This window comes from Salinibacterium sp. AL4.1 (assembly GCF_059767305.1).
Window position 1 is genome coordinate 656,120 of record NZ_JBSOQK010000001.1, and the last position, 17,747, is coordinate 673,866.

The 17,747-nt window shown below is 61.4% G+C and carries 25 protein-coding genes and 2 tRNA genes; 10 read left to right on the forward strand and 17 right to left on the reverse strand.

Translation table 11 applies throughout. The features are described 5' to 3' along the window. Nucleotides 1–28 precede the first annotated feature (28 nt). Complete coding sequence (locus tag ACWTV3_RS03180) at nt 29–529, reverse strand: single-stranded DNA-binding protein (protein ID WP_498476807.1); 501 nt, start codon at nt 527–529, stop codon at nt 29–31. Between the two features lie 288 nt (nt 530–817). On the opposite strand from ACWTV3_RS03180, the gene ACWTV3_RS03185 reads away from it, so the two are divergent. Further along, nucleotides 818–2,095, forward strand: a complete 1,278-nt coding sequence (locus ACWTV3_RS03185; protein ID WP_498476808.1) for an MFS transporter — start codon at nt 818–820, stop codon at nt 2,093–2,095. On the opposite strand, the gene ACWTV3_RS03190 is transcribed toward ACWTV3_RS03185, so the two are convergent. Together ACWTV3_RS03190 and msrA are read right to left on the reverse strand one after the other, a co-directional pair. Beyond that, nucleotides 2,092–2,304, reverse strand: a complete 213-nt coding sequence (locus ACWTV3_RS03190; protein WP_129071738.1) for a methyltransferase — start codon at nt 2,302–2,304, stop codon at nt 2,092–2,094. The genes ACWTV3_RS03185 and ACWTV3_RS03190 overlap by 4 nt on opposite strands. Nucleotides 2,305–2,426: 122 nt before the next feature. Next, a complete protein-coding gene (msrA, locus tag ACWTV3_RS03195) occupies nt 2,427–2,948 on the reverse strand; it encodes a peptide-methionine (S)-S-oxide reductase MsrA (RefSeq protein WP_100388663.1) in 522 nt (173 codons plus the stop codon). Between the two features lie 90 nt (nt 2,949–3,038). Here msrA and ACWTV3_RS03200 point away from each other — a divergent pair, with 90 nt between their 5' ends. The 3 genes from ACWTV3_RS03200 to ACWTV3_RS03210 all read left to right on the forward strand — a co-directional run bounded on the left by ACWTV3_RS03200 (nt 3,039) and on the right by ACWTV3_RS03210 (nt 5,171). Beyond that, entirely contained in the window at nt 3,039–4,046 is a 1,008-nt protein-coding gene (locus ACWTV3_RS03200; RefSeq protein ID WP_498476809.1) for an aldo/keto reductase, read from the forward strand. A 158-nt stretch (nt 4,047–4,204) separates the two neighbouring features. Then, nucleotides 4,205–4,450, forward strand: a complete 246-nt coding sequence (locus ACWTV3_RS03205) for a hypothetical protein (RefSeq protein WP_498476810.1) — start codon at nt 4,205–4,207, stop codon at nt 4,448–4,450. A 55-nt stretch (nt 4,451–4,505) separates the two neighbouring features. Beyond that, the gene (locus tag ACWTV3_RS03210; protein ID WP_498476811.1) at nt 4,506–5,171 is read left to right on the forward strand and encodes a hypothetical protein; all 666 of its coding nucleotides are present in this window, start codon (nt 4,506–4,508) and stop codon (nt 5,169–5,171) included. A 19-nt stretch (nt 5,172–5,190) separates the two neighbouring features. On the opposite strand, the gene ACWTV3_RS03215 is transcribed toward ACWTV3_RS03210, so the two are convergent. From ACWTV3_RS03215 to ACWTV3_RS03235, 5 genes are all read right to left on the reverse strand, one after another. After that, nucleotides 5,191–5,616, reverse strand: coding sequence for a BP74-related protein (locus tag ACWTV3_RS03215; RefSeq protein WP_498476812.1), 426 nt, complete (start codon nt 5,614–5,616; stop codon nt 5,191–5,193). A gap of 9 nt (nt 5,617–5,625) precedes the next feature. Continuing rightward, the gene (locus ACWTV3_RS03220; protein WP_498476813.1) at nt 5,626–6,066 is read right to left on the reverse strand and encodes a DUF1801 domain-containing protein; all 441 of its coding nucleotides are present in this window, start codon (nt 6,064–6,066) and stop codon (nt 5,626–5,628) included. A gap of 23 nt (nt 6,067–6,089) precedes the next feature. Further along, nucleotides 6,090–6,162: transfer RNA gene (locus ACWTV3_RS03225), tRNA-Arg, on the reverse strand. A gap of 53 nt (nt 6,163–6,215) precedes the next feature. Further along, complete coding sequence (locus tag ACWTV3_RS03230; RefSeq protein ID WP_205030338.1) at nt 6,216–6,518, reverse strand: thioredoxin family protein; 303 nt, start codon at nt 6,516–6,518, stop codon at nt 6,216–6,218. Next, nucleotides 6,496–6,774, reverse strand: coding sequence for an oligoribonuclease (locus ACWTV3_RS03235; protein WP_129071746.1), 279 nt, complete (start codon nt 6,772–6,774; stop codon nt 6,496–6,498). The genes ACWTV3_RS03230 and ACWTV3_RS03235 overlap by 23 nt, the downstream gene beginning before the upstream one ends. A gap of 66 nt (nt 6,775–6,840) precedes the next feature. Here ACWTV3_RS03235 and orn point away from each other — a divergent pair, with 66 nt between their 5' ends. The 4 genes from orn (at nt 6,841) to ACWTV3_RS03255 (ending at nt 8,720) form a co-directional block, all read left to right on the forward strand. Continuing rightward, nucleotides 6,841–7,461, forward strand: coding sequence for an oligoribonuclease (orn, locus tag ACWTV3_RS03240; protein ID WP_498476814.1), 621 nt, complete (start codon nt 6,841–6,843; stop codon nt 7,459–7,461). Nucleotides 7,462–7,507: 46 nt separating this feature from the next. Continuing rightward, nucleotides 7,508–7,583, forward strand: a tRNA-His gene (locus ACWTV3_RS03245). Between the two features lie 125 nt (nt 7,584–7,708). Further along, nucleotides 7,709–8,059: a metallopeptidase family protein gene (locus ACWTV3_RS03250; RefSeq protein ID WP_498476815.1), complete on the forward strand. Its 351-nt coding sequence runs from the start codon at nt 7,709–7,711 to the stop codon at nt 8,057–8,059. Nucleotides 8,060–8,129: 70 nt separating this feature from the next. After that, the gene (locus ACWTV3_RS03255; RefSeq protein ID WP_498476816.1) at nt 8,130–8,720 is read left to right on the forward strand and encodes a hypothetical protein; all 591 of its coding nucleotides are present in this window, start codon (nt 8,130–8,132) and stop codon (nt 8,718–8,720) included. On the opposite strand, the gene ACWTV3_RS03260 is transcribed toward ACWTV3_RS03255, so the two are convergent. From ACWTV3_RS03260 to ACWTV3_RS03275, 4 genes are all read right to left on the reverse strand, one after another. Continuing rightward, nucleotides 8,717–9,271, reverse strand: coding sequence for a nucleoside/nucleotide kinase family protein (locus tag ACWTV3_RS03260; protein WP_498476817.1), 555 nt, complete (start codon nt 9,269–9,271; stop codon nt 8,717–8,719). The genes ACWTV3_RS03255 and ACWTV3_RS03260 overlap by 4 nt on opposite strands. Next, nucleotides 9,261–10,016 (reverse strand): energy-coupling factor transporter transmembrane component T family protein, encoded by a 756-nt coding sequence (locus ACWTV3_RS03265; protein WP_498476818.1) that lies wholly within the window; start codon nt 10,014–10,016, stop codon nt 9,261–9,263. Before ACWTV3_RS03265 ends, ACWTV3_RS03260 begins: the two co-directional genes overlap by 11 nt. Then, on the reverse strand, nt 10,013–11,377 hold the full coding sequence (locus ACWTV3_RS03270) for an ABC transporter ATP-binding protein (RefSeq protein ID WP_498476819.1): 1,365 nt from the start codon (nt 11,375–11,377) through the stop codon (nt 10,013–10,015). The genes ACWTV3_RS03265 and ACWTV3_RS03270 overlap by 4 nt, the downstream gene beginning before the upstream one ends. A 71-nt stretch (nt 11,378–11,448) precedes the next feature. Next, nucleotides 11,449–12,081: an ECF transporter S component gene (locus tag ACWTV3_RS03275; protein ID WP_498476820.1), complete on the reverse strand. Its 633-nt coding sequence runs from the start codon at nt 12,079–12,081 to the stop codon at nt 11,449–11,451. 168 nt (nt 12,082–12,249) lie between these two features. Between ACWTV3_RS03275 and ACWTV3_RS03280 the strand changes: the two genes are divergently transcribed. After that, nucleotides 12,250–13,176 (forward strand): LLM class F420-dependent oxidoreductase, encoded by a 927-nt coding sequence (locus ACWTV3_RS03280; RefSeq protein WP_498476821.1) that lies wholly within the window; start codon nt 12,250–12,252, stop codon nt 13,174–13,176. A 16-nt stretch (nt 13,177–13,192) separates the two neighbouring features. Here the strand turns inward: ACWTV3_RS03280 and ACWTV3_RS03285 are convergent, their stop codons facing one another. The 5 genes from ACWTV3_RS03285 to ACWTV3_RS03305 form a co-directional block, all read right to left on the reverse strand. Next, the gene (locus tag ACWTV3_RS03285) at nt 13,193–14,044 is read right to left on the reverse strand and encodes a DUF3097 domain-containing protein (RefSeq protein ID WP_498476822.1); all 852 of its coding nucleotides are present in this window, start codon (nt 14,042–14,044) and stop codon (nt 13,193–13,195) included. Then, nucleotides 14,041–14,484 (reverse strand): VanZ family protein, encoded by a 444-nt coding sequence (locus tag ACWTV3_RS03290; RefSeq protein WP_498476823.1) that lies wholly within the window; start codon nt 14,482–14,484, stop codon nt 14,041–14,043. The genes ACWTV3_RS03285 and ACWTV3_RS03290 overlap by 4 nt, the downstream gene beginning before the upstream one ends. 100 nt (nt 14,485–14,584) lie before the next feature. Then, a complete protein-coding gene (locus tag ACWTV3_RS03295; protein ID WP_498476825.1) occupies nt 14,585–15,076 on the reverse strand; it encodes an SRPBCC family protein in 492 nt (163 codons plus the stop codon). Next, nucleotides 15,073–16,437, reverse strand: coding sequence for a glucose-6-phosphate dehydrogenase (locus ACWTV3_RS03300; protein WP_498477933.1), 1,365 nt, complete (start codon nt 16,435–16,437; stop codon nt 15,073–15,075). Before ACWTV3_RS03300 ends, ACWTV3_RS03295 begins: the two co-directional genes overlap by 4 nt. Before the next feature lie 52 nt (nt 16,438–16,489). Next, nucleotides 16,490–17,116: a hypothetical protein gene (locus ACWTV3_RS03305; RefSeq protein WP_498476826.1), complete on the reverse strand. Its 627-nt coding sequence runs from the start codon at nt 17,114–17,116 to the stop codon at nt 16,490–16,492. Between the two features lie 145 nt (nt 17,117–17,261). Between ACWTV3_RS03305 and ACWTV3_RS03310 the strand changes: the two genes are divergently transcribed. Beyond that, the gene (locus ACWTV3_RS03310; protein WP_498476828.1) at nt 17,262–17,702 is read left to right on the forward strand and encodes a hypothetical protein; all 441 of its coding nucleotides are present in this window, start codon (nt 17,262–17,264) and stop codon (nt 17,700–17,702) included. The last annotated feature ends 45 nt before the right edge of the window (nt 17,703–17,747 follow it).

The window sequence follows — 17,747 nt, forward strand, 5'->3', positions numbered from 1 at the left end:
GTCTAGATTGCTTGCGCGCACGATCTACTCAGAAGGGTTTAGCCTCTCCGCTTGCGACACCAACGAGTTCGCCTTCCTCTGCGCTGTCGTGACCGTCTGCGTCGTCCGCAGCAGGGAAACTGTCGTCGCCGTCATTGTCGCTGCGGCTGTGGCTGTTCGGCTGATTTCCGCTCGAAATAGTGCGCGAGAACTGGGCCGTTCCCCACATGAGGTCGTGCCCGAGCGAGTCTGCTTCGATCTCGATGTTCGTTCCGCTGCGGTCGGCGTTCTCCCATTCGCGAATCTTTAGCCGGCCCGTCAGCACAACTCGATCGCCTTTGCCGATCGATGTAGCACTGTTGATGGCGAGCTGACGGAACGAGGTGATCGTGTACCAGTTGGTCTCGCCGTCGATCCAGCGCTGGTTACTGCGGTCGAAGCGTCGCTGCGTTGAGGCAAGACGGAACGAAGTGATCGGCAGACCTTCCCCTGTCACGATATGACGCGGTGCGGTGGCGACAAGCCCGGAAACGGTAATGGTGTCTGACATAGCTGCTCCTTGGTAGGGGTCGCGCAACGACGAGCGCGACCGAATGGCAGACAGATGCAGGCCGACACTCGTGCCGGGAAGCCGACCCGGCATCCGTCTGACACCAGTGTTCGCCCGGCGCACGGCTCAGAACCGCCGAAGCCGCCTTCTGTGGACGGCTGCGACTTCGCCGCACGCTGCAGGAGTGGACATCCAGATCACACAATCGACTGTGGAGAGCTCCCACCCTTCGAAACGTCAACGAATAGAGTATTTCTCGCTCAACAGTCGACTGCAGAATTGGGAACGATGGATCGAATATTTCTCGCAGTCTGGGGCGGTCAAGCCGTGTCGCTTTTACTCTCAGGCGCGACCACCATTGCGGTGAGCCTGTGGGTGTTCGACAACACCGCGAGCGCCTTTGCCCTTAGCGTCGTGATCGCGCTCAAATTTGCAATCACGATCTACTTCGCGCCCATCGCCGGCGCCATAGCTGACAGATATCAGCGAAAGCGCCTCATCATCACCACCAACGTTGCCCTTGCCGCGGTGAGCAGTGTCGTTGCGGTCGTGATTATCGTTGCTGACGACCCGTGGCTCGGACTCGTATTGGCTCTGTTCGCGATTTCAGGCTTCGCAGACAGCGTGCTCGTCACGGCGCTCACCGCGAGTATTCGAGATATTCAGCGCGAGGGCGATCTCACCCGATTGAGCGGGGTGATTAGTGTGTTCGAGACATCGCCTACGATCGTCGCACCTATTCTCGGGGCGGTCCTGTTCGCCAGCTTCGGCATCCACGTTGTTTTGATCGCTGACGCAGCAACTTTTTTACTCTCGGCAGGTGTGGCCGCGATCGTCAGGTGGCCCTCCGTTGACGAGTCAGCTAGCACCCCGCATGCCTTGTGGAAAGGGGCTGCAGCAGGAGTCCGTCTCGTGTGGGCCAGCGCCGCGTACCGCCGGCTTCAAATCGGAAATGCGGCGGGAAATTTCGCAAACGGATTAGCTGCCGCCGGGCTGTCGACGTTCATTCTCGTCAGTGCTATGGGCGGAGCTACAGTTCTGGGTGCGTTCAATTCCGCATCCGCGCTAGGGCTCGTAGTGGGCGCCGGAATCGTTGCACTTTGGGGCGCACAACTCAACCGGGGCGCATCGATCGCTAGCGGGTTGACTGTGGCGGCTGTGGCTGGCCGCGTCGCAGTCGGGCTCACTACGTTTCCGACAGCATGGATACTCGGCGGAATGGTGCGCGCGCTCTGCGTGCAGCTTGCGAACGCACCACTAACCGCTATCTGGCTCGAAGCAACACCGCGACACCACCAAGGGAAGGTGTTCGGAGCACGCCGACTTCTCGGCCAGGGCACTTTCCCCATCGCTGTCGTTCTCGGAGGGAGCATCGCCGAATACATCGGGAGCGACAATGCCAAAGGAATTGGGCTCTGGCTCGTCTGCCTCGGACTCCTTGAACTCGCTATTGTCGGGGCGTTAGCAGTTTCAGGTGTCTTCCGCACAGTGGGAAGACGGCCCGTTCCACTGCTCACGGACACCCGAGACATTTCGACAGGAGCCTCGCGCCCTCCCGCGGCCTAATGCTCGCGGAACTCAGGCCACGCCGTGCCGGGCAGCAGGTTCGCGTGCAGGGCAGACTTCGCGGCATCCAGCGTCGGATAGACCCCTCGATAGTCTTCGTCTTTCAATAACTTGAAGGTGAACCCGTCTGTTACCCGGTGCACCGAGCCAACTGCTCCTGCCTGAGTGAATGCCACCCAGGTTTGTCCGGTCAGAGTGTGGTTTGTCATTTCCGAACCTCCTTCGAATTAGAGAGCGACGCCAATGTCGTTCGTTAACGACCGTACGCCGCCTCGCGACGAAGATAAAGACCTTCGTGCCAGACGGCGCACAGACAGTGCCGCTGCGGAAGCTACTTGATGTAGCTCGAGAACGACGAACGAATCTTGTTGACCTTCGGCAATGCCACTGCCATGCAGTAGCCCTGACCGGGGTTCTTAGCGAAGAAGTCCTGGTGGTATTCCTCGGCGTTGTAGTAGGTGTCGAGTGGCTCGATCGTGGTCACGATGCCACCATCCCAGTATTCGGATGCGCGATCACGGGCTGCTTCGAACAGCGCCTTCTGCTCGTCGCCGACATAGAACATGGCCGAACGGTACGACGAACCGATGTCGTTGCCCTGTCGGTTGAGCTGGCGCGGGTCGTGCAGCGTGAAGTAGACGTCAAGGATGACTTCGTCGGGGATGACCTCGGGGTCGAACGTCACCGCAACCGCTTCAGCGTGACCCGTGGTCTCCGTGCAGACCAGTTCGTAGCTGGGGTTGGGCACGGTTCCGCCGGTGTAACCGGAAACTACGTCAGTAACGCCATTGAGGGTGCGGTAGACCGCATCGAGGCACCAGAAACAGCCGCCTGCGAGATGAAATGTGTGCATAAGTTGAGCCTACTTTCTTGGGCTGGATGTCTCATACAACGCACACCTCGCACGCTGTGTTCCCTCAGTCGCTGGGCGTATGCTGAGCGAATGCCTTATGACGCTTCTCCCCTTCGTTATGACTCCACCGAGTACCACCGCGTAGGCCACAGCGGCCTCAAACTTCCCGCGATCTCACTGGGATTGTGGAACAACTTCGGCGATGATCGCCCTCGCGCCACCCAGCGCGCGATCTTGCGCCGCGCTTTCGATCTCGGAATCACCCATTTCGACCTCGCCAACAACTACGGCCCCGAAATCGGCGCCGCCGAACGCAACTTCGGTGAGATCTTTGCCGACGATTTTGTGCCGTACCGCGACGAAATGATTGTCTCGACCAAGGCCGGCTACACGATGGGTGAGGGCCCCTACCAAGACTTCGGTTCGCGCAAGTATCTGATCTCCTCACTCGACGCGAGTCTCGACCGCATGGGCCTCGAGTACGTCGATATCTACTACCACCACCGCCCCGATCCTGAGACTCCGATTGAGGAGACCATGGGCGCACTCGCGACCGCGGTGAACTCAGGCAAGGCACTCTACGTCGGTGTCTCCAACTACAACCCCGAGCAAACGCTCGCCGCCCAAGAGGCGCTCGCCGAATACGGCATCCCGCTCACGATTCATCAGCCCCGCTACAACATGTTCGATCGCCACATCGAAGACGGGCTCTTCCCCGTGCTCGACCAGATCGGCGCGGGCAGCATAGTCTTCTCGCCGTTGGCGCAGGGTCTGCTGACCGATCGCTACATGGACGGCACGATCCCCGAGGGTTCGCGTGCTTCTGAGGGCCGCTGGCTTCAGCCCGGTCCGCTCAGCGACACGTATCTTCAGCGCGTTCGCGCCCTCAACGAGATCGCACAGAACCGCGGTCAAAGCCTGGCGCAGCTTGCCCTCACCTGGGTGCTGCGGCATCCACAGGTCACGTCTGCTCTTGTCGGCGCGAGCAGTGTCGCGCAGTTGGAGAACAACTTCGCGGCTCTTGAAGGAGCACCGCTGACGGATGATGAACTCGCCGCGATTGAGCCGCTTGCGGTCGACGGTACGGCTCTTCGCTAGCCACTCCCGCACCTCAACAAAGGCCGGATTTCGCACGCTCGTGCGGAATCCGGCCTTTGTCATGTCTGCTGTTTTCGCACTGGCGCAGCCGAATGTCAGTGTTCGAACATATATTCGAATCACTCGATACTCGTGCCCAGCAGCTGAAGGAGCTTTCCATGACCACTCTCGACTTCGCCGGCCCCGCGCAATCGATCCGTTCGGGCATCGTAACGGTGCAGCTCAACGACGATCTCTGGCGTATCACTCGCCCCGACGGCGAAGTGCTGGGCTATGTTCACCGCTGGATGTCAGCGGCCGGAGCACGCTACCAAGCGAAGCGAATGCTGCAACGCCAACGCCGCTTTTTGCCCCTCGGAGACTTCTGGACGATCGAAGATGCTTTGGATATCTTCCGGTTTTGATGTGTCGCGCCTGTCGCTCTGCTCTCGCGGCCCTTAGCGGGGTTACAGTGCCAACATGATTCTTGAGTGGTGGAACGATCTCGTCGACTGGTTCAACTCCGATCAGGGGTGGACGTTCATTACGAGCGCTCTCGTGCCCTTCCTCGCGATTGTCGTCGGAGGAATCATCGTGGGCATGATCGCGCGCTCGTCGCTGCGTCGCCTCATTGCTCAGCAGGACCGCCAAGCAAAAGCGGCCGCTGTTGCAGCACTTATCGCTTCCGGGCGTCGCGCTGCCGTGTGGAGCACGCTCTCGGCCGGCGAAAAGGAACACGTCGACCATCAGGCCAGCGAGGCCGAGGTGCGCGTACGCCTGCTCCCCCTCAAGGGTGCAAACATCGCCGCCGACTGGGCAGCCCACAAGTTGGCCGCCATGAAGAAGAACTCGGTCAACTACAGCTTCCAAGCCGAACAGGACCTGGCTGAACTGCAGGACGGCCTTATCGACTGGCAGGCCCGTCCCGGCCGCGCTAAGAAACTTTTCGCACAAGACCTCGCGAGCTGGAAGTACGAAACGGGCGAAGCTGAAGACGAACTCGTCGTCAAGCAGCAAGAGTGGGCTTCACGTCAGGCTGCTGAAGGTTCGACAACGACGCCGCCCACCACCGCGGGAACGTCGACCACATCGAGCTCCACCTCAGAAGCCACGCCCACGGTCGTCGTCACCCCCGACCGTAAGTAGCGCGCGGAAGGCTCTTCGCTTAGGCGTCAGGGCCTTCGACAGCAACCACGCGGGCTGACCACGGGCAAAAACGTTCGAACGACGAGATGTCGTCTTCGACATGTTGTGGACTGCCGTCGCACGACTCGACCGTCACGTTGGTGAACTCAAGCGTTGCCGGATCGATGTGCCACGACCAGGGCTCATTGACGCTGGACTTTCCGGGCACCACTTCGCCGGTAGGTACCGTTGCAAGGTTCTCGCCCGCCAGCAACCCCTGGGCGTGTTCCACCAGCTCCGGCGTGGCCAGCTCGATCGTGAATTGCTCGCCACCCGACACTTCGAAGACCGCGACCGTCGGCTTCGGGCCGCCGATACACCCCGCCGCCGTCAGCGTGAGCGTCGTTACCGCGAGAACTGCAAGCAATCGGGATGGTGGCAGAGTCCGCCCCCACCGCGGAGCCACCGCCACAGGCTAGTTACCCTCTGCTCGCGCGTCGTAATCGTAACGAGCCACTTCGTAGCTGCGCGTGAGCAGTTCTTCGAGAACCGCAAGATCGACATCCTCGAGCTTCTTAATGTAAAGACACCCCACCGCAAGCTCATGCTTGCCCAAGCGCTCTAATAGTTCGGGAAAATCGCGAAAGTTACGTGCGGTGTAAAGCGAAATCTTGGCTTTGCGAGGCGAGAAACCGATCGTGGCGGTGTCACCTTCGCGACCGGTCGCGTAGCGATAATGCGTTGAGCCGAAGCCGATGATCGTTGGCCCCCACATCGCTGCGGATTGGCCTGATGCTCGAGAGAAGATCTCGAGAAGAGTCTCCGCCTCAGCGCGGCGGCGATCAGTGGGAACTTCAGCAATGAACTCGTCGACGCTCATCGCGGTCACCACGGTCTTGTTTGGCTTATTCGTCATCTGACCGTCCCCTTCATTGCGGGTGCCCTCGGCAGGATTCGAACCTGCGACCAAGAGATTAGAAGGCTCCTGCTCTATCCCCTGAGCTACGAGGGCGGGGTATACGGCTTAAACGATAGCGTGTCAGCGGCGCCGGAATGTCTCAGTCTCTAAACGGCTTTCGCGAGCGCCACGAGCATCTGATTGACCGTGGGGGCGCCTTGGGCGCGAAAAACTTCTTCTCCCGCCGAAGACACGATGACGATCGTGGGCGTGGAGGTAATTCCGGCCTGTTCGGCACGATCAGACTCGCGCGCGACATCCAGTTCGGCATATGTCACCGCGGGCACGAGACGCGCCACCTCATCGAGAGTGCGGCGCGCCGCGGCACACGGGTCACAGAAAGCAGACGAAAAGAACAGCACAGTGGGCTGTTCAGTAGGAGTGCTGTTAGAGGTCGTTTCGTTCGTCAAGGTCTTCCAGAGGGTCGCTATCGGCTTGGTCCCACGTGTAGGTCACGTGGACTTTGTCACCGACCTGCTTCGCTACTGGAGATTCGTAACGCAATTGCGTCTCGGAACCGACAGCATCTGCAGCGATCAGGGTCACATAATCATCCCATCCTGCTTCGGTTGCAATACGCGTATCGTTCTGGCCGTTGTACGGACCTCCGACAAAAAACACGATGTACTCGTCGCCATGCGCGAGTGTGGGAGTTGTTTCGCTCATACCTCAGGTTTAGCAGACCAGAGTGAGCGAACGCTGGCGACTTCTGTTCGGCGGTAGAATCGATTCATGGCATCACACGCTGATTATCTGGTTTGGATCGACTGCGAGATGACGGGGTTGGATGTCGAAATCGACGAACTCGTCGAAGTTGCGGTGGTGATCACCGACTACGACCTGGTTCCCGTTGACGAAGGCATGACCATCGTCATCAAGCCCAGCGAGGCAGCTCTCGCCAACATGGGTGAGTTTGTTACCGCAATGCACACCTCAAGCGGCCTCATCGAAGAGATGCCGCTTGGTGTCTCGCTTGCTGAAGCCGAAACCGCCGTGAGCGATTACATCCTGCAGTACGTACCGAACGCGCGCACCGCTCCGATGGCCGGCAACACTATCGGCACCGACCGCACGTTCTTGGCAAAATACATGCCAAGCGTCGACACTCACCTGCACTACCGCAGCGTCGATGTCTCGTCGATCAAAGAACTTTCTAAGCGCTGGTTCCCGCGCGTGTACTTCAACGCCCCCGACAAAAACGGTGGTCACCGCGCTCTGGCAGATATTTTGGAATCGATCCGCGAGCTCGATTACTACCGAAAAGCAGTGTTTGTCAGCGAGCCAGGGCCCACTACAGAGCAGGTTCAAGCAATTTCTGCTGACGTAGTGGACGGATTCGCCTCGCGACTGTAATACACTTGTAGAGTTGCTTATCGCCGCAAGGCGAAAAACAACCTTGGTGGGCGTAGCTCAGTTGGTAGAGCGCTGGCTTGTGGAGCCGGATGTCGCGGGTTCGAGCCCCGTCGTTCACCCCAAGAAAACAGTGGTTTGGCACGCGTGATTTCACGCACAGCCAAGCCACTGTTTTATTTAAGCCCCAATTCATCAGTTCTCTGACTATCGGGCCTCCCCCGGCTGTCACGGCTGGCAAGGTGTATTCATGGAGAATCTGAACGAGCAACAGTTCGAAGCGCTCGTGGTCGAAGGCTTGGATGCGCTTTCTGACGAGATTGTTGACGGCCTCGACAACGTGGTGTTCGTGACCGAAGATCGCCCCGAAGACGGCTCGCTTTCGGTGCTGGGACTCTATGACGGCGTCGCTCTTACGGAACGCGGCCAGTACGGCTTCGGCGAACTGCCCGATCGCATCATCCTCTTTCGTGAACCGCTCCTTGCAGTGAGTGCGTCGCTCGACGAATTAAAAGAGCAGATTCACATCACTCTCGTGCACGAAATCGCCCACTATTACGGTATCGACGACGAGCAATTGCACGAACTCGGCTGGGCCTAGCTGTCGTTGAGCAGTCTTGCGGCCGCAACCGCGTAGGATTTCGTGAGTGTCACGAACCTCAGGAGGATTGATGATTTCGAGCAAGCGCGCGAGTGCGTTGTTGATGGCCCCCGCCGCACTGCTGGTGCTGTCTGGTTGCGCACTGATCGAACCCGCCGATACCAGCGAGCCGCCAACGGCTATGGAATTGTGCGCGATGGGTCACACGTGGTCGCTCGACACCGCCGATCTCTCTGAGAAGCTGCTTGCAGAACTCCCCTCCGAAGACGTTCCCGCCAAGGCCGTTGAGCCCAGCGGCGGCCAGACCCTCACCTGGGGAAGCGAGGGCGCCGTCACGATTGACTCCGACCTCGTGTTCACGATTACCGCCGAGCCTAAAAAGGACCAGATCATGACGATCACGCAGTCCTACACCGGCACAGTGAATGGCGAGGCTCTGATCAATGTGGATGTTGCGATCCCCCGCGATTGGGATGTCTCGGACTACACCGTTGAGACATCAGCCACGATCGCTGACGAGCCCGTCGAAGAACTCGCGTACACGATCCCACGCAGCGACTTCGATGATGTCGTTGGCCTCATCATCACGTGTGAAGCTGACGTGATGACGGTCAACCCGCGCGGCTTTGACCTCGTGCAGACTTGGAATAAAACCAGCTAGCGACGGGTGAACCAGCGCGAGATGTCGGTTCCATCGACGATCTCGGCGGCCAATTCTCGCGGGTTCTCGCGCGCCATAAAGCGCTCTTCTTGGCGCGCCCACCGCTCCCAGTGTGGGGCGTAGGTGTCGCCGTCGCGATCGAGAGCGCGCTTCTTGCGGGAGGCATCGTCGAGATCAACCCAGATGCTGTGATCGACCAACGGCTGGGAGGCACGGCTGAGTGATCCGATCCCTTCGACCACAATGGGGCGATCGCCATCGAGCTCGTGCCAGCCTCCGGGCGAATCGGTAGCCCAGTTCCATTCTTGCCACCGCAATTGGGTGAGGATGCGCGGCACAAGGGCGCTAGCGGCATCCAGACCATCCCAGCCCGGGTAAAAGTCATCGAGCTTGATGAGCTGAATTTCGGGCCACACGGCCGCCATCGCTCGGCCCAACTCGGTCTTGCCCGAGCCGGAGCGGCCGTCGATCAGACAGCGCCACCGCGGCGATGGCAGAAGCGGCGATGGCAGAAGCGGTGAGTGCTTAAGCGGTGAGGGTTTAGTTGACAATGAGGTTCCAACTTCCCGTGAGCACAGCAACCACGGTAGCGGTGATGCCCACCAGAAGCCCGACGAGCAGAGTGAGCCACTCCGCCGCCCCCCAACGTGATTCCCGCGCCCAGGTGCGCGGCTGAGAGCCGCCAAAACCTCGAGCTTCCATCGCAATAGAGAGCTTGCTGCCGCGCCGAATCGACAGCACGAGCAGGGCGAACGCCTGCCCGGCGAGTCGGCGGAGCCTTCCGCGATCGGCGACGCCGCGAGCGCGACGGGCCAGCTCAAGCGAGCGCCAGTCCTCAAGAAAGAGGCCGACCATCCGTACCGCTGCGAGCGCGCCGAGAACGAAACGATCGGGAAGGCGCAACCGCTGAGCAAGACCATCGGCGAAGTCGGTGGGGTCAATCGAGATGAAGAGCACCACCGCGGGTAGGCCGATCGCGAGCACCCGCAGCAACGTCGCGAGAGCGAGCTCGATCGAACCGTCGCTAATGCTGATCAGCAGGAACTCGAAGTACACCTCGCCTTCGTAGCGCCCGTAGAGCAGGATCGTGAGCGCCGTCAGGGGCGCCGCGATCCAGACCGGCAGCGTTCGCAGCCACAAGCGCTTCGGCTCGATGCCCATGAAGGAAATGATCACGAGCTCGAGCACGAGAGCTGTCGTCGCTGAAACCCAGTCGATCGTGACGATGAGGAAGAGGCTCACGATGAGCCCGGCTCCGAGTTTGGCCACGGGATTCACGGCCGCGATGGGGATCATTTGAGCACCACCGTAGAGTCTGCGAGCGCATCGACGAATTCGAGGTCGTGGCTGACCGCGATGACGCTGCTGCCGACATCCACGAGGCGGGCCAGCAGAGCCAGCAGTTCGCTCCACGTGCGCGAGTCTTGGCCGAACGTGGGTTCGTCGAGCACGAGCACTTGGGGGCGCGTAGCGAGCGCTGTGGCGACGCTGAGGCGACGTTTCTCACCGCCCGAGAGTGTGAAGGGGTTGGCTTCGGCAAGCCGGTCGAGGCGCAATCGCGTGAGCAGTTCATCCACTCGGTCGCTCATCTCGCCAGTCGAAAGCTTAAGAGCCCGCGGGCCGACTTCGAGCTCTGCGCGCACCGTGCTCGTCAAGAACTGATGTTCGGGGTCTTGAAATACGGTGCCGATGCGGGTGAGTAGCTCCCGGGATTTCCAGCGAATCGGATGCTCGCCCGCGCCGGCCGCGAGTGCGGAGCTCGCGACCACAGCACCGTCCACCGGCGCGAGTAACCCGCCGAGTGTCAGCGCGAGCGTGGATTTGCCGGCGCCATTGGCCCCGGTGATGGCGAGCGCATGACTGCTCAGAATTTCGCGATCAAACGGCACTCCGAGTGCTTTCTTCGCCCGTCCGAAGGCGAGGCGTTCTGCTGTCAGCCGTGTGTGCTGCTCGCCGCGAGTGCGACGTTCGGGGCGCGGCGGCGGAAACTCCGGTATCCACACCCCGCGTGCTGCCAGTTCTTTGCCCTGGCGTGACAGTACGTCGGCGGGTGCTCCGTCGGCGATGACTCCCCCGCCAGCCGCGAGTACAACGACGCGGTCGACGACATCGCTCCACACCGACACGCGATGCTCGACGACCACGATCGTGGCGCCGGTCGCTTCAGCAACTCGAATCACAGCATCCCGAACCTCGGTGACACCAGCGGGGTCGAGGTTGGCGGTGGGCTCGTCGAGCACGATGAGCCCCGGTTGCATCGCGAGCACACCGGCGAGCGCCAGGCGCTGTTTTTGCCCGCCCGACAGCGCACTAGTCGAGCGATCAAGGGCAACGTCGAGCCCGACTTGGTCGAGGCTGTGACGCACCCGCTGCCAAATCTCGTCGCGCGGCACGCCGAGGTTTTCGCAACCGAACGCCACGTCGTCACCGACGCGCTCCAGAATTACTTGGCTATCGGGGTCTTGAATGACGAGCCCGGTGCGACCACGCATAGCTGCCGGATGCTGGCCATCCACGAGCAGTGAGCCTTCGGATTCCCCTTCGTCGTCACCGACAACCCCGGCGAGGGCGTGCAGAAACGTCGATTTTCCGGCACCGGATTCGCCGAGCAGCAGTACGCGTTCGCCCGGTTCGATGCGCAGGTCGAGACCTCGCACCGCCCACGCAAGCCTGCTGGAGTGGCGCCACCCCCATCCTTCGACGGTAACGCCAGCAGGCGTAGTGGGGGTCAGACCCGCTTCGCAATCTCGCGACCGGCACCGAAGCGGTTGAGCGCTCCGGTGGCAGCAAGACCGCGAGTGGCGAGCCAGGAGAGCAGCCCGGCGATGATCATTCCGCCGACGACGGCAGCGACCGTGTAGATGATGATGAACGGCAGCGCTGATCCGGGGTACCAGAGCAGCAGGTCAGTGATGGCCATCGCGAGGCCGGCGCCCGCTCCTGCGAGAATCGCACCGCTCGCGCGCCAGTTGGCGTAGAGGAAGGCGGCAAAGACGATCTCAGCGCCCACTCCCTGAGTGAACCCGCTCACGAGGGTGAGTACGCCCCATTGGTTACCGATAAGCGCGGAGACGGATGCCGCGACCATCTCGCCATAAATGGCGGCACCAGGCTTGCGGATGACGAGCGCCGTAAGCACACCGGCGAACAGCCAGAACCCGCCCCCGATGGCCTGCAGTCCCGGCAGCAGCGCCGCAAACGGAGCCAGGGCGGGAGAGGATGCGACGTTCCACACGACGAAGATCAATCCGCTCGCGACGCCGATCACGCTGGCTACGACGATGTCGATGACGCGCCACCGAAACCGCATTCCTGGCTTCAGCGAGCTGGACGTGGACGAGGATGATGCTGTTGTGGTCACTTTCGTGCCTTTCACTAGTGAATGGCACGGGTTTCAAGAGTGTCTGCTCCCTGCGCTGGCATGATCCAGATCAGGTTCGACGGTCGAAGCTTGGAGAAGCTCCCTCTCAGCCCGGCTCACCGGACTCCCGTGTTCGCCACCCAGTCTAATCATCAATAGGCTCGGGGTATGGACTTCCGCATCTTCACCGAACCTCAGAACGGCGCCAGCTACACCGATCAGCTCGCGCTGGCGCACGCGGCAGAGAAGCTCGGCTTCGAGGGCTACTTCCGTTCTGACCACTACCTGACGATGGATGACCGCAACGGTGGGATGCCCGGTCCGACAGATTCTTGGACCACGCTGGCCGGTCTCGCGCGTGAAACCTCGACCATTCGTCTCGGCACCCTCGTGTCGTCGGCAACCTTCCGGCATCCGGGCATTCTGGCCATTCAGGTGGCTCAGGTCGACGACATGTCGGGCGGGCGCATCGAACTCGGCCTCGGCACCGGGTGGTTCGAAAAGGAGCACACCGCCTACGGCATCCCGTTTCCGGCGAAGAGGTTCGGGATGCTCGAAGAGCAGCTCGACGTGATTACGGGCATTTGGCGTACCGACCCCGGAAAGACCTTCTCGTATGAGGGCAAGCACTATCAGCTGAGCCAGTCCCCCGCGCTGCCGAAGCCGGTGCAGAATCCGCTGCCGATCATCATCGGCGGCAGTGGACCGAGCCGCACACCGGCGCTCACCGCCACGTTTGCGGCCGAGTACAACGCTGGCTTCGCCACCATCGCGCCGCTCAAAGAACGCATCGACCGCGTTCACGCCGCGTGCGAGCACTTCGACCGCGACCCCGCGACTCTTGTGCTGTCGATCGCCGGGACGACGGCCGTCGGCGCTACCGAAGCTCAGATCGACGCTCGAGCTACCGCCGCCAACAGCACCCCCGATGCGTTACGCCACGGCGGTTTCGCCGGAACTGCAAGCGAAGTCGTCGACAAGATCTCCGAGCTGAAAGCCCTCGGCTTTACCCGCGTCTACTTTCAAGTCATGGACTTCCACGATCTCGACCAGCTCGACTTCCTCGCGCGCGAAGTCATCCCTCAGCTCGACTAAAGCAGCCGCGGGCTAGCTACGCCTCCTGGTCGACCGTCACGAAGTCGATCAAGTGCTCGACTCGACCCAATAGTTCCGGTTCGAGGTCGCCAAAGTTCTTCACTTTCGAGAGGATGAACTGCCACGCGCGCGCAATATCCGCCTGATCCTCGTGCGGCCAGCCGAAGGCTTCGCAGATGCCGTGCTTCCACTCAATCGTGCGGGGCACTGTTGGCCACGCGGCGATACCGAGGCTCTGGGGTTTGACCGCTTGCCAGACATCCACGAATGGATGCCCCACCACGAGCGCGTACGTGCCGTACTTGCCGCGCCCCACCGCCTCCGCAATGCGGCTCTCCTTCGATCCAGGAACAAGGTGATCGACCAGGATTCCCAGCTTGCGTTCGGAGGTGGGCGCGAAGTCGGCGACGATCTTCTCGAGGTCATCGATGCCACCGAGGAACTCGACGACGACTCCCTCGGCGCGCAAGTCATCGCCCCACACTTTCTCAACGAGTTCGGCGTCGTGGCGACCTTCCACGTAGATGCGGCTCGCGAGAGCGGTGCGAGCGCGTTGCTCTGGCGCCGCAAAGGAGCCCGATGCGGTCTTGCGAGCGGCAGCGGCACCGGCCTTCGGCAGGGGCTTCACCAGCTCGACGGGTACGCCATCGATCAGATAGCCGCTTCCCAGTGGAAAGGCGCGGGAACGGCCGCTGCGGTCTTCAAGTTCCATGAGGCCATCAGTGAATCGGACGAGCGCTCCCACGTAGCCGTCAGCAATAACCTCAACGACCATGTCGCGTTCGATCGGCACCTTCGGGAGAATCTTCGGGCCGCGTTGAATGCTGAAGTCGGCGAGAACGTCGTGGGAGTAGCGGTCGTCAGTCACCGATCGAGGTTAAGCGGTGCCGCCGATTTGCTGGCGGAGGCGCGACGAGAGGTCGCGAGGTTGGTGGCGGCGTGCGCCGTGCGCGGTGCTGGCCGCTCCGAGTGTTCACGCGACACAGCCACCGCAACAGCAACAGAGACGCCAATGGCGGCACCGATGCTCGCCAGAAGGATGTCGACGACGGCGGCGTAGCCCGCGGGCATCCACACCGTCTGTGCTGCTTCAAGCCACGCCGCGGCAACAATGCTGAAAGCGAGAGCGGCCCACCACCGACGGCGGCCGAACATGCCCACAAGAAAGACTCCAACCGGGATGAATGCCACGGTGGTCCAGAGCCAGAAACGACCGTCGCTGCCCGGAGCGATGACGAATGCGAGACTCGCCAGAGCGGCGAAGTACAGCGCTGCTGCGGCAGCGACTGCGAATCTCGATCGGAACATACGAACATTCTCACAAGCCCATCTCCGCGCAAGTTGTGAGAATGGTGCGTGCAGGGTGTGAACGGCTCGTTTTATCGCAACGATTCGATAACTGACGTCGCTACTGTGCTGCCAGCCGTTCAATCTCGCGAGCGATGGGCGGCAAGACGCGGCGCATGTAACGCCCCCACCACAGCCGCACTATGAGCCACACGATTCCGCGTCTGGCCGGTTTAGCGAAGAAGGTGTAGCTCCATGAGATGCGCGCACCGTTGGTGCTGTCATCGAAACGCCATTCCGCACGAGCACCCGAGACGAGCATCCCGAACAGTCGTTGAAAATCAGTAAGTTCGTAGGCAAAAAGCCCCGGAACTTCGGTGTCGGTAATTGTCTCGATGACATGACCGCTGTCGGAGAGAACGAGGCGACGGGTGCGGCCAATCGTGTCCCACTCCCCTGATTGATCCAGCACCGCCACGACGGCGGGCAGCGGCCCGAACCGCGGGTAAAACTGGGTGGGGTCGAGCGGACCAGAAAGGTCGTACGCCTGCCTGGCGCTCGCTCGAGTACGCGCCGTGGCCCGGGCGGTTACGCCGCGCACGGTGGCGCTCACACCGAGCTCCAGCTCGCGGGGCCACCGGAGCCTGCCGGGTACTCTTCCAACGGAACCTGATCGGCACGAAAGGCCTCAAGCACTGGAGCCACGATGCGCCAGCACTGTTCGGCAACATCACCCCGAACCGAGAGCACCGGATCGCCATCGATTAACGACGCGATTACCTCGCCATACGCGCTCATTGCGGCGTCGCCGAGGGTGGTGTTCAGCTGAGTGCGATCGAGAGTGAAGGGATCTCCCTCACCGTTGACGATGAGGTCGAGGGAGAGCGTCGCCGGTTTGATCGAAATAGTGAGTTGAGCGGGTTCAGCGCTGCCCGTCAAGCCACGGGGCAGGTGAGGCACGGGCGCGAAAGTGATCACGATGTCTTGCCGTGAATCGCCCAAAGCCTTGCCCGAACGCAATACGAAGGGAACTCCGGCCCACCGCCAGTTGTCGATCTCGAGCGTGACTTCGGCCAGAGTTTCGGTACCTCGCTCGGAATCGACGCCGTCTTCATCCGCATAGGCCGGAAGGTTGCGATCGCCGATTGTTCCCGCTGTATAGCGGGCGCGGCGGGCGCACGTGCCATCCACCGACTGCACACGAGTGGCGCGCAACACTTGGGCCATCGAGCCACGGAGATCCTCGGAACTCACACTTGCCGGCGGCTCCATCGCCGTCAGCGCCATCACGAGCAACAAGTGGCTCTGAATCATGTCAACGACCGCGCCAGCACGGTCGTAGTACCCCGCACGCCCTTCAAGAGCGAGCGCCTCATCGAAGATCAACTCGACCTTTGCCACGTTCGGGGCCGCCAGCAGCGGCTCGAAGATTCGGTTGGCGAAGCGCAACCCCAATAGGTTCAGCACCGTTGACTTGCCGAGAAAATGATCGACTCGGAAAACTTGTTCTTCGGGCACGATCGTCTGCAGGATGCGGTTGAGGTCGCGAGCGCTCGCTTCGTCAGTGCCGAATGGCTTCTCGAGCGCGAGCACGATCCCCTCGGGGAGCTCGAGCGTCGCCAGCACTGCCACAACTTTCTGAGCAATCGCGGGCGGCAGAGCGAAGTACAGCGCTACCCGGCCGGAGCCCGACGCGATCAATTCACGCAGTTGCTCGGCATCGGTAACGTCAGCCTGAACGTAGTGCGCCGCGTTGGCCACGGCGGTGGCTGCGAGCGAAGCGATGGCGTCGAATGACTGCGTCACTCGGTTGCGCCAGGCTGCGTCATCCATTTCTTGGCGGTCTACCCCAATGAGCGTCAGTGGCTGGCTCTGATCGCTCGCCAAGAACGATGCCAGGCCGGGCAGCAGCAGTCGCGACGTGAGGTCGCCGCCCGCTCCCAAGATGATCAGGGTGTCAATGCGTGCCGTCATCATGCGCTCTCTGCTCGGTTTTGCCCGCTGCGGGGTGTCGCTCGCTGGCGTATTACTTCGACGGGGTGGCGTCAGTATCTCCAGCAGCGCTCGACGATTTCTGAGGAGCAACGGCGGTTGCGGATGCCGTGGCGGTGACTCCGGCAAACTTCGAGGCTGATCCACGGCGTGCCCACGCCATCCACCACCACACGAGCGCTCCCACGACGGCGGAACCGATGATGCCGACGACAGGGCCGAGCAGCACAGTGCCACCCACGGCGGAATCAGTAGCGTTCGCCGCGATCGTCAGGTACGCCACGAAGAGCGGGATGTCGAGCAGGGCGACGATACCGAGCGACTGGAATGTCACCTGCCACGGCTTGCGCACGGCACCTCGCTTGAGAAGGAAGATACTCGCGACGGCCGCAAGAGCAACAAGCAACAGGGCCACCACCGCAACCACGATGATGACGGTACCGATGACACTGCCTGCGCTGCCGATGAAGTCGGCCACAACCGGAACATCACCGAAAAGCCCGCTGACGCCGTTTGCAGTGCCGCCGAGAAGCAGCGTGATACCTCCGCCAAGAGCAACGAACCCGAGCATGAGCCAGCCGACTGAAAAGAGGGCGTGCGCGACCGCGCCGGCGACGAGGGAATGGCCACGTTGGGCACCGCTGAGCTGCGCTTTATGCATGCTTCGACGTTAGCGCAGCACGGCGACAGTCGGCGAAAAACGGGGTAATCGAACTCAACACGTGAGAAAGAGTCTTGACACCAAAACGCGGGTGATTTGGGCGCTTCGCAGGACAAGGAGCCATCTGACTCGCTACGGTTTGGATATGAAATCGTGGAGGGACGCGCTCAACGCCGAGCAGCAGGCTGACGTTGATCGAATTCTCGACTCGTCACTGAGCGTGGCGCGCAATCATTTGAGCCATGCCAGCGAGTTCATGACGTTCGCGTTGATGACGGATGCCACGGGCCGGGTGTTGGAAATGTCGGCGGACGAAGCGTTGAAGAAGAAGCATCTGGATGCCCAAGCGTTGATCGCGCAGACCGTAACGCAATTGCGTCAAATGGCCGCCATCTCGCGCTGCAGCGCTATCGTTTCCAACACGCGAATCGCGTCGCTCAAGTCGGACGCGATCGAGGTTCGTATCGAGCACAAAGCGGGCGCAGCATTGATGGTTTTGCTTCCGTATACGCGAGCCAGATTCACAGGTGCGCTAACTTTCGGCGATCTCAAGCTGTATTCGCACACTGCTGAAGTCTGGGTATAGTCCCAGAAATTTCTCGCGAGGCGGAAGTTTTCGTCGACCGCATGC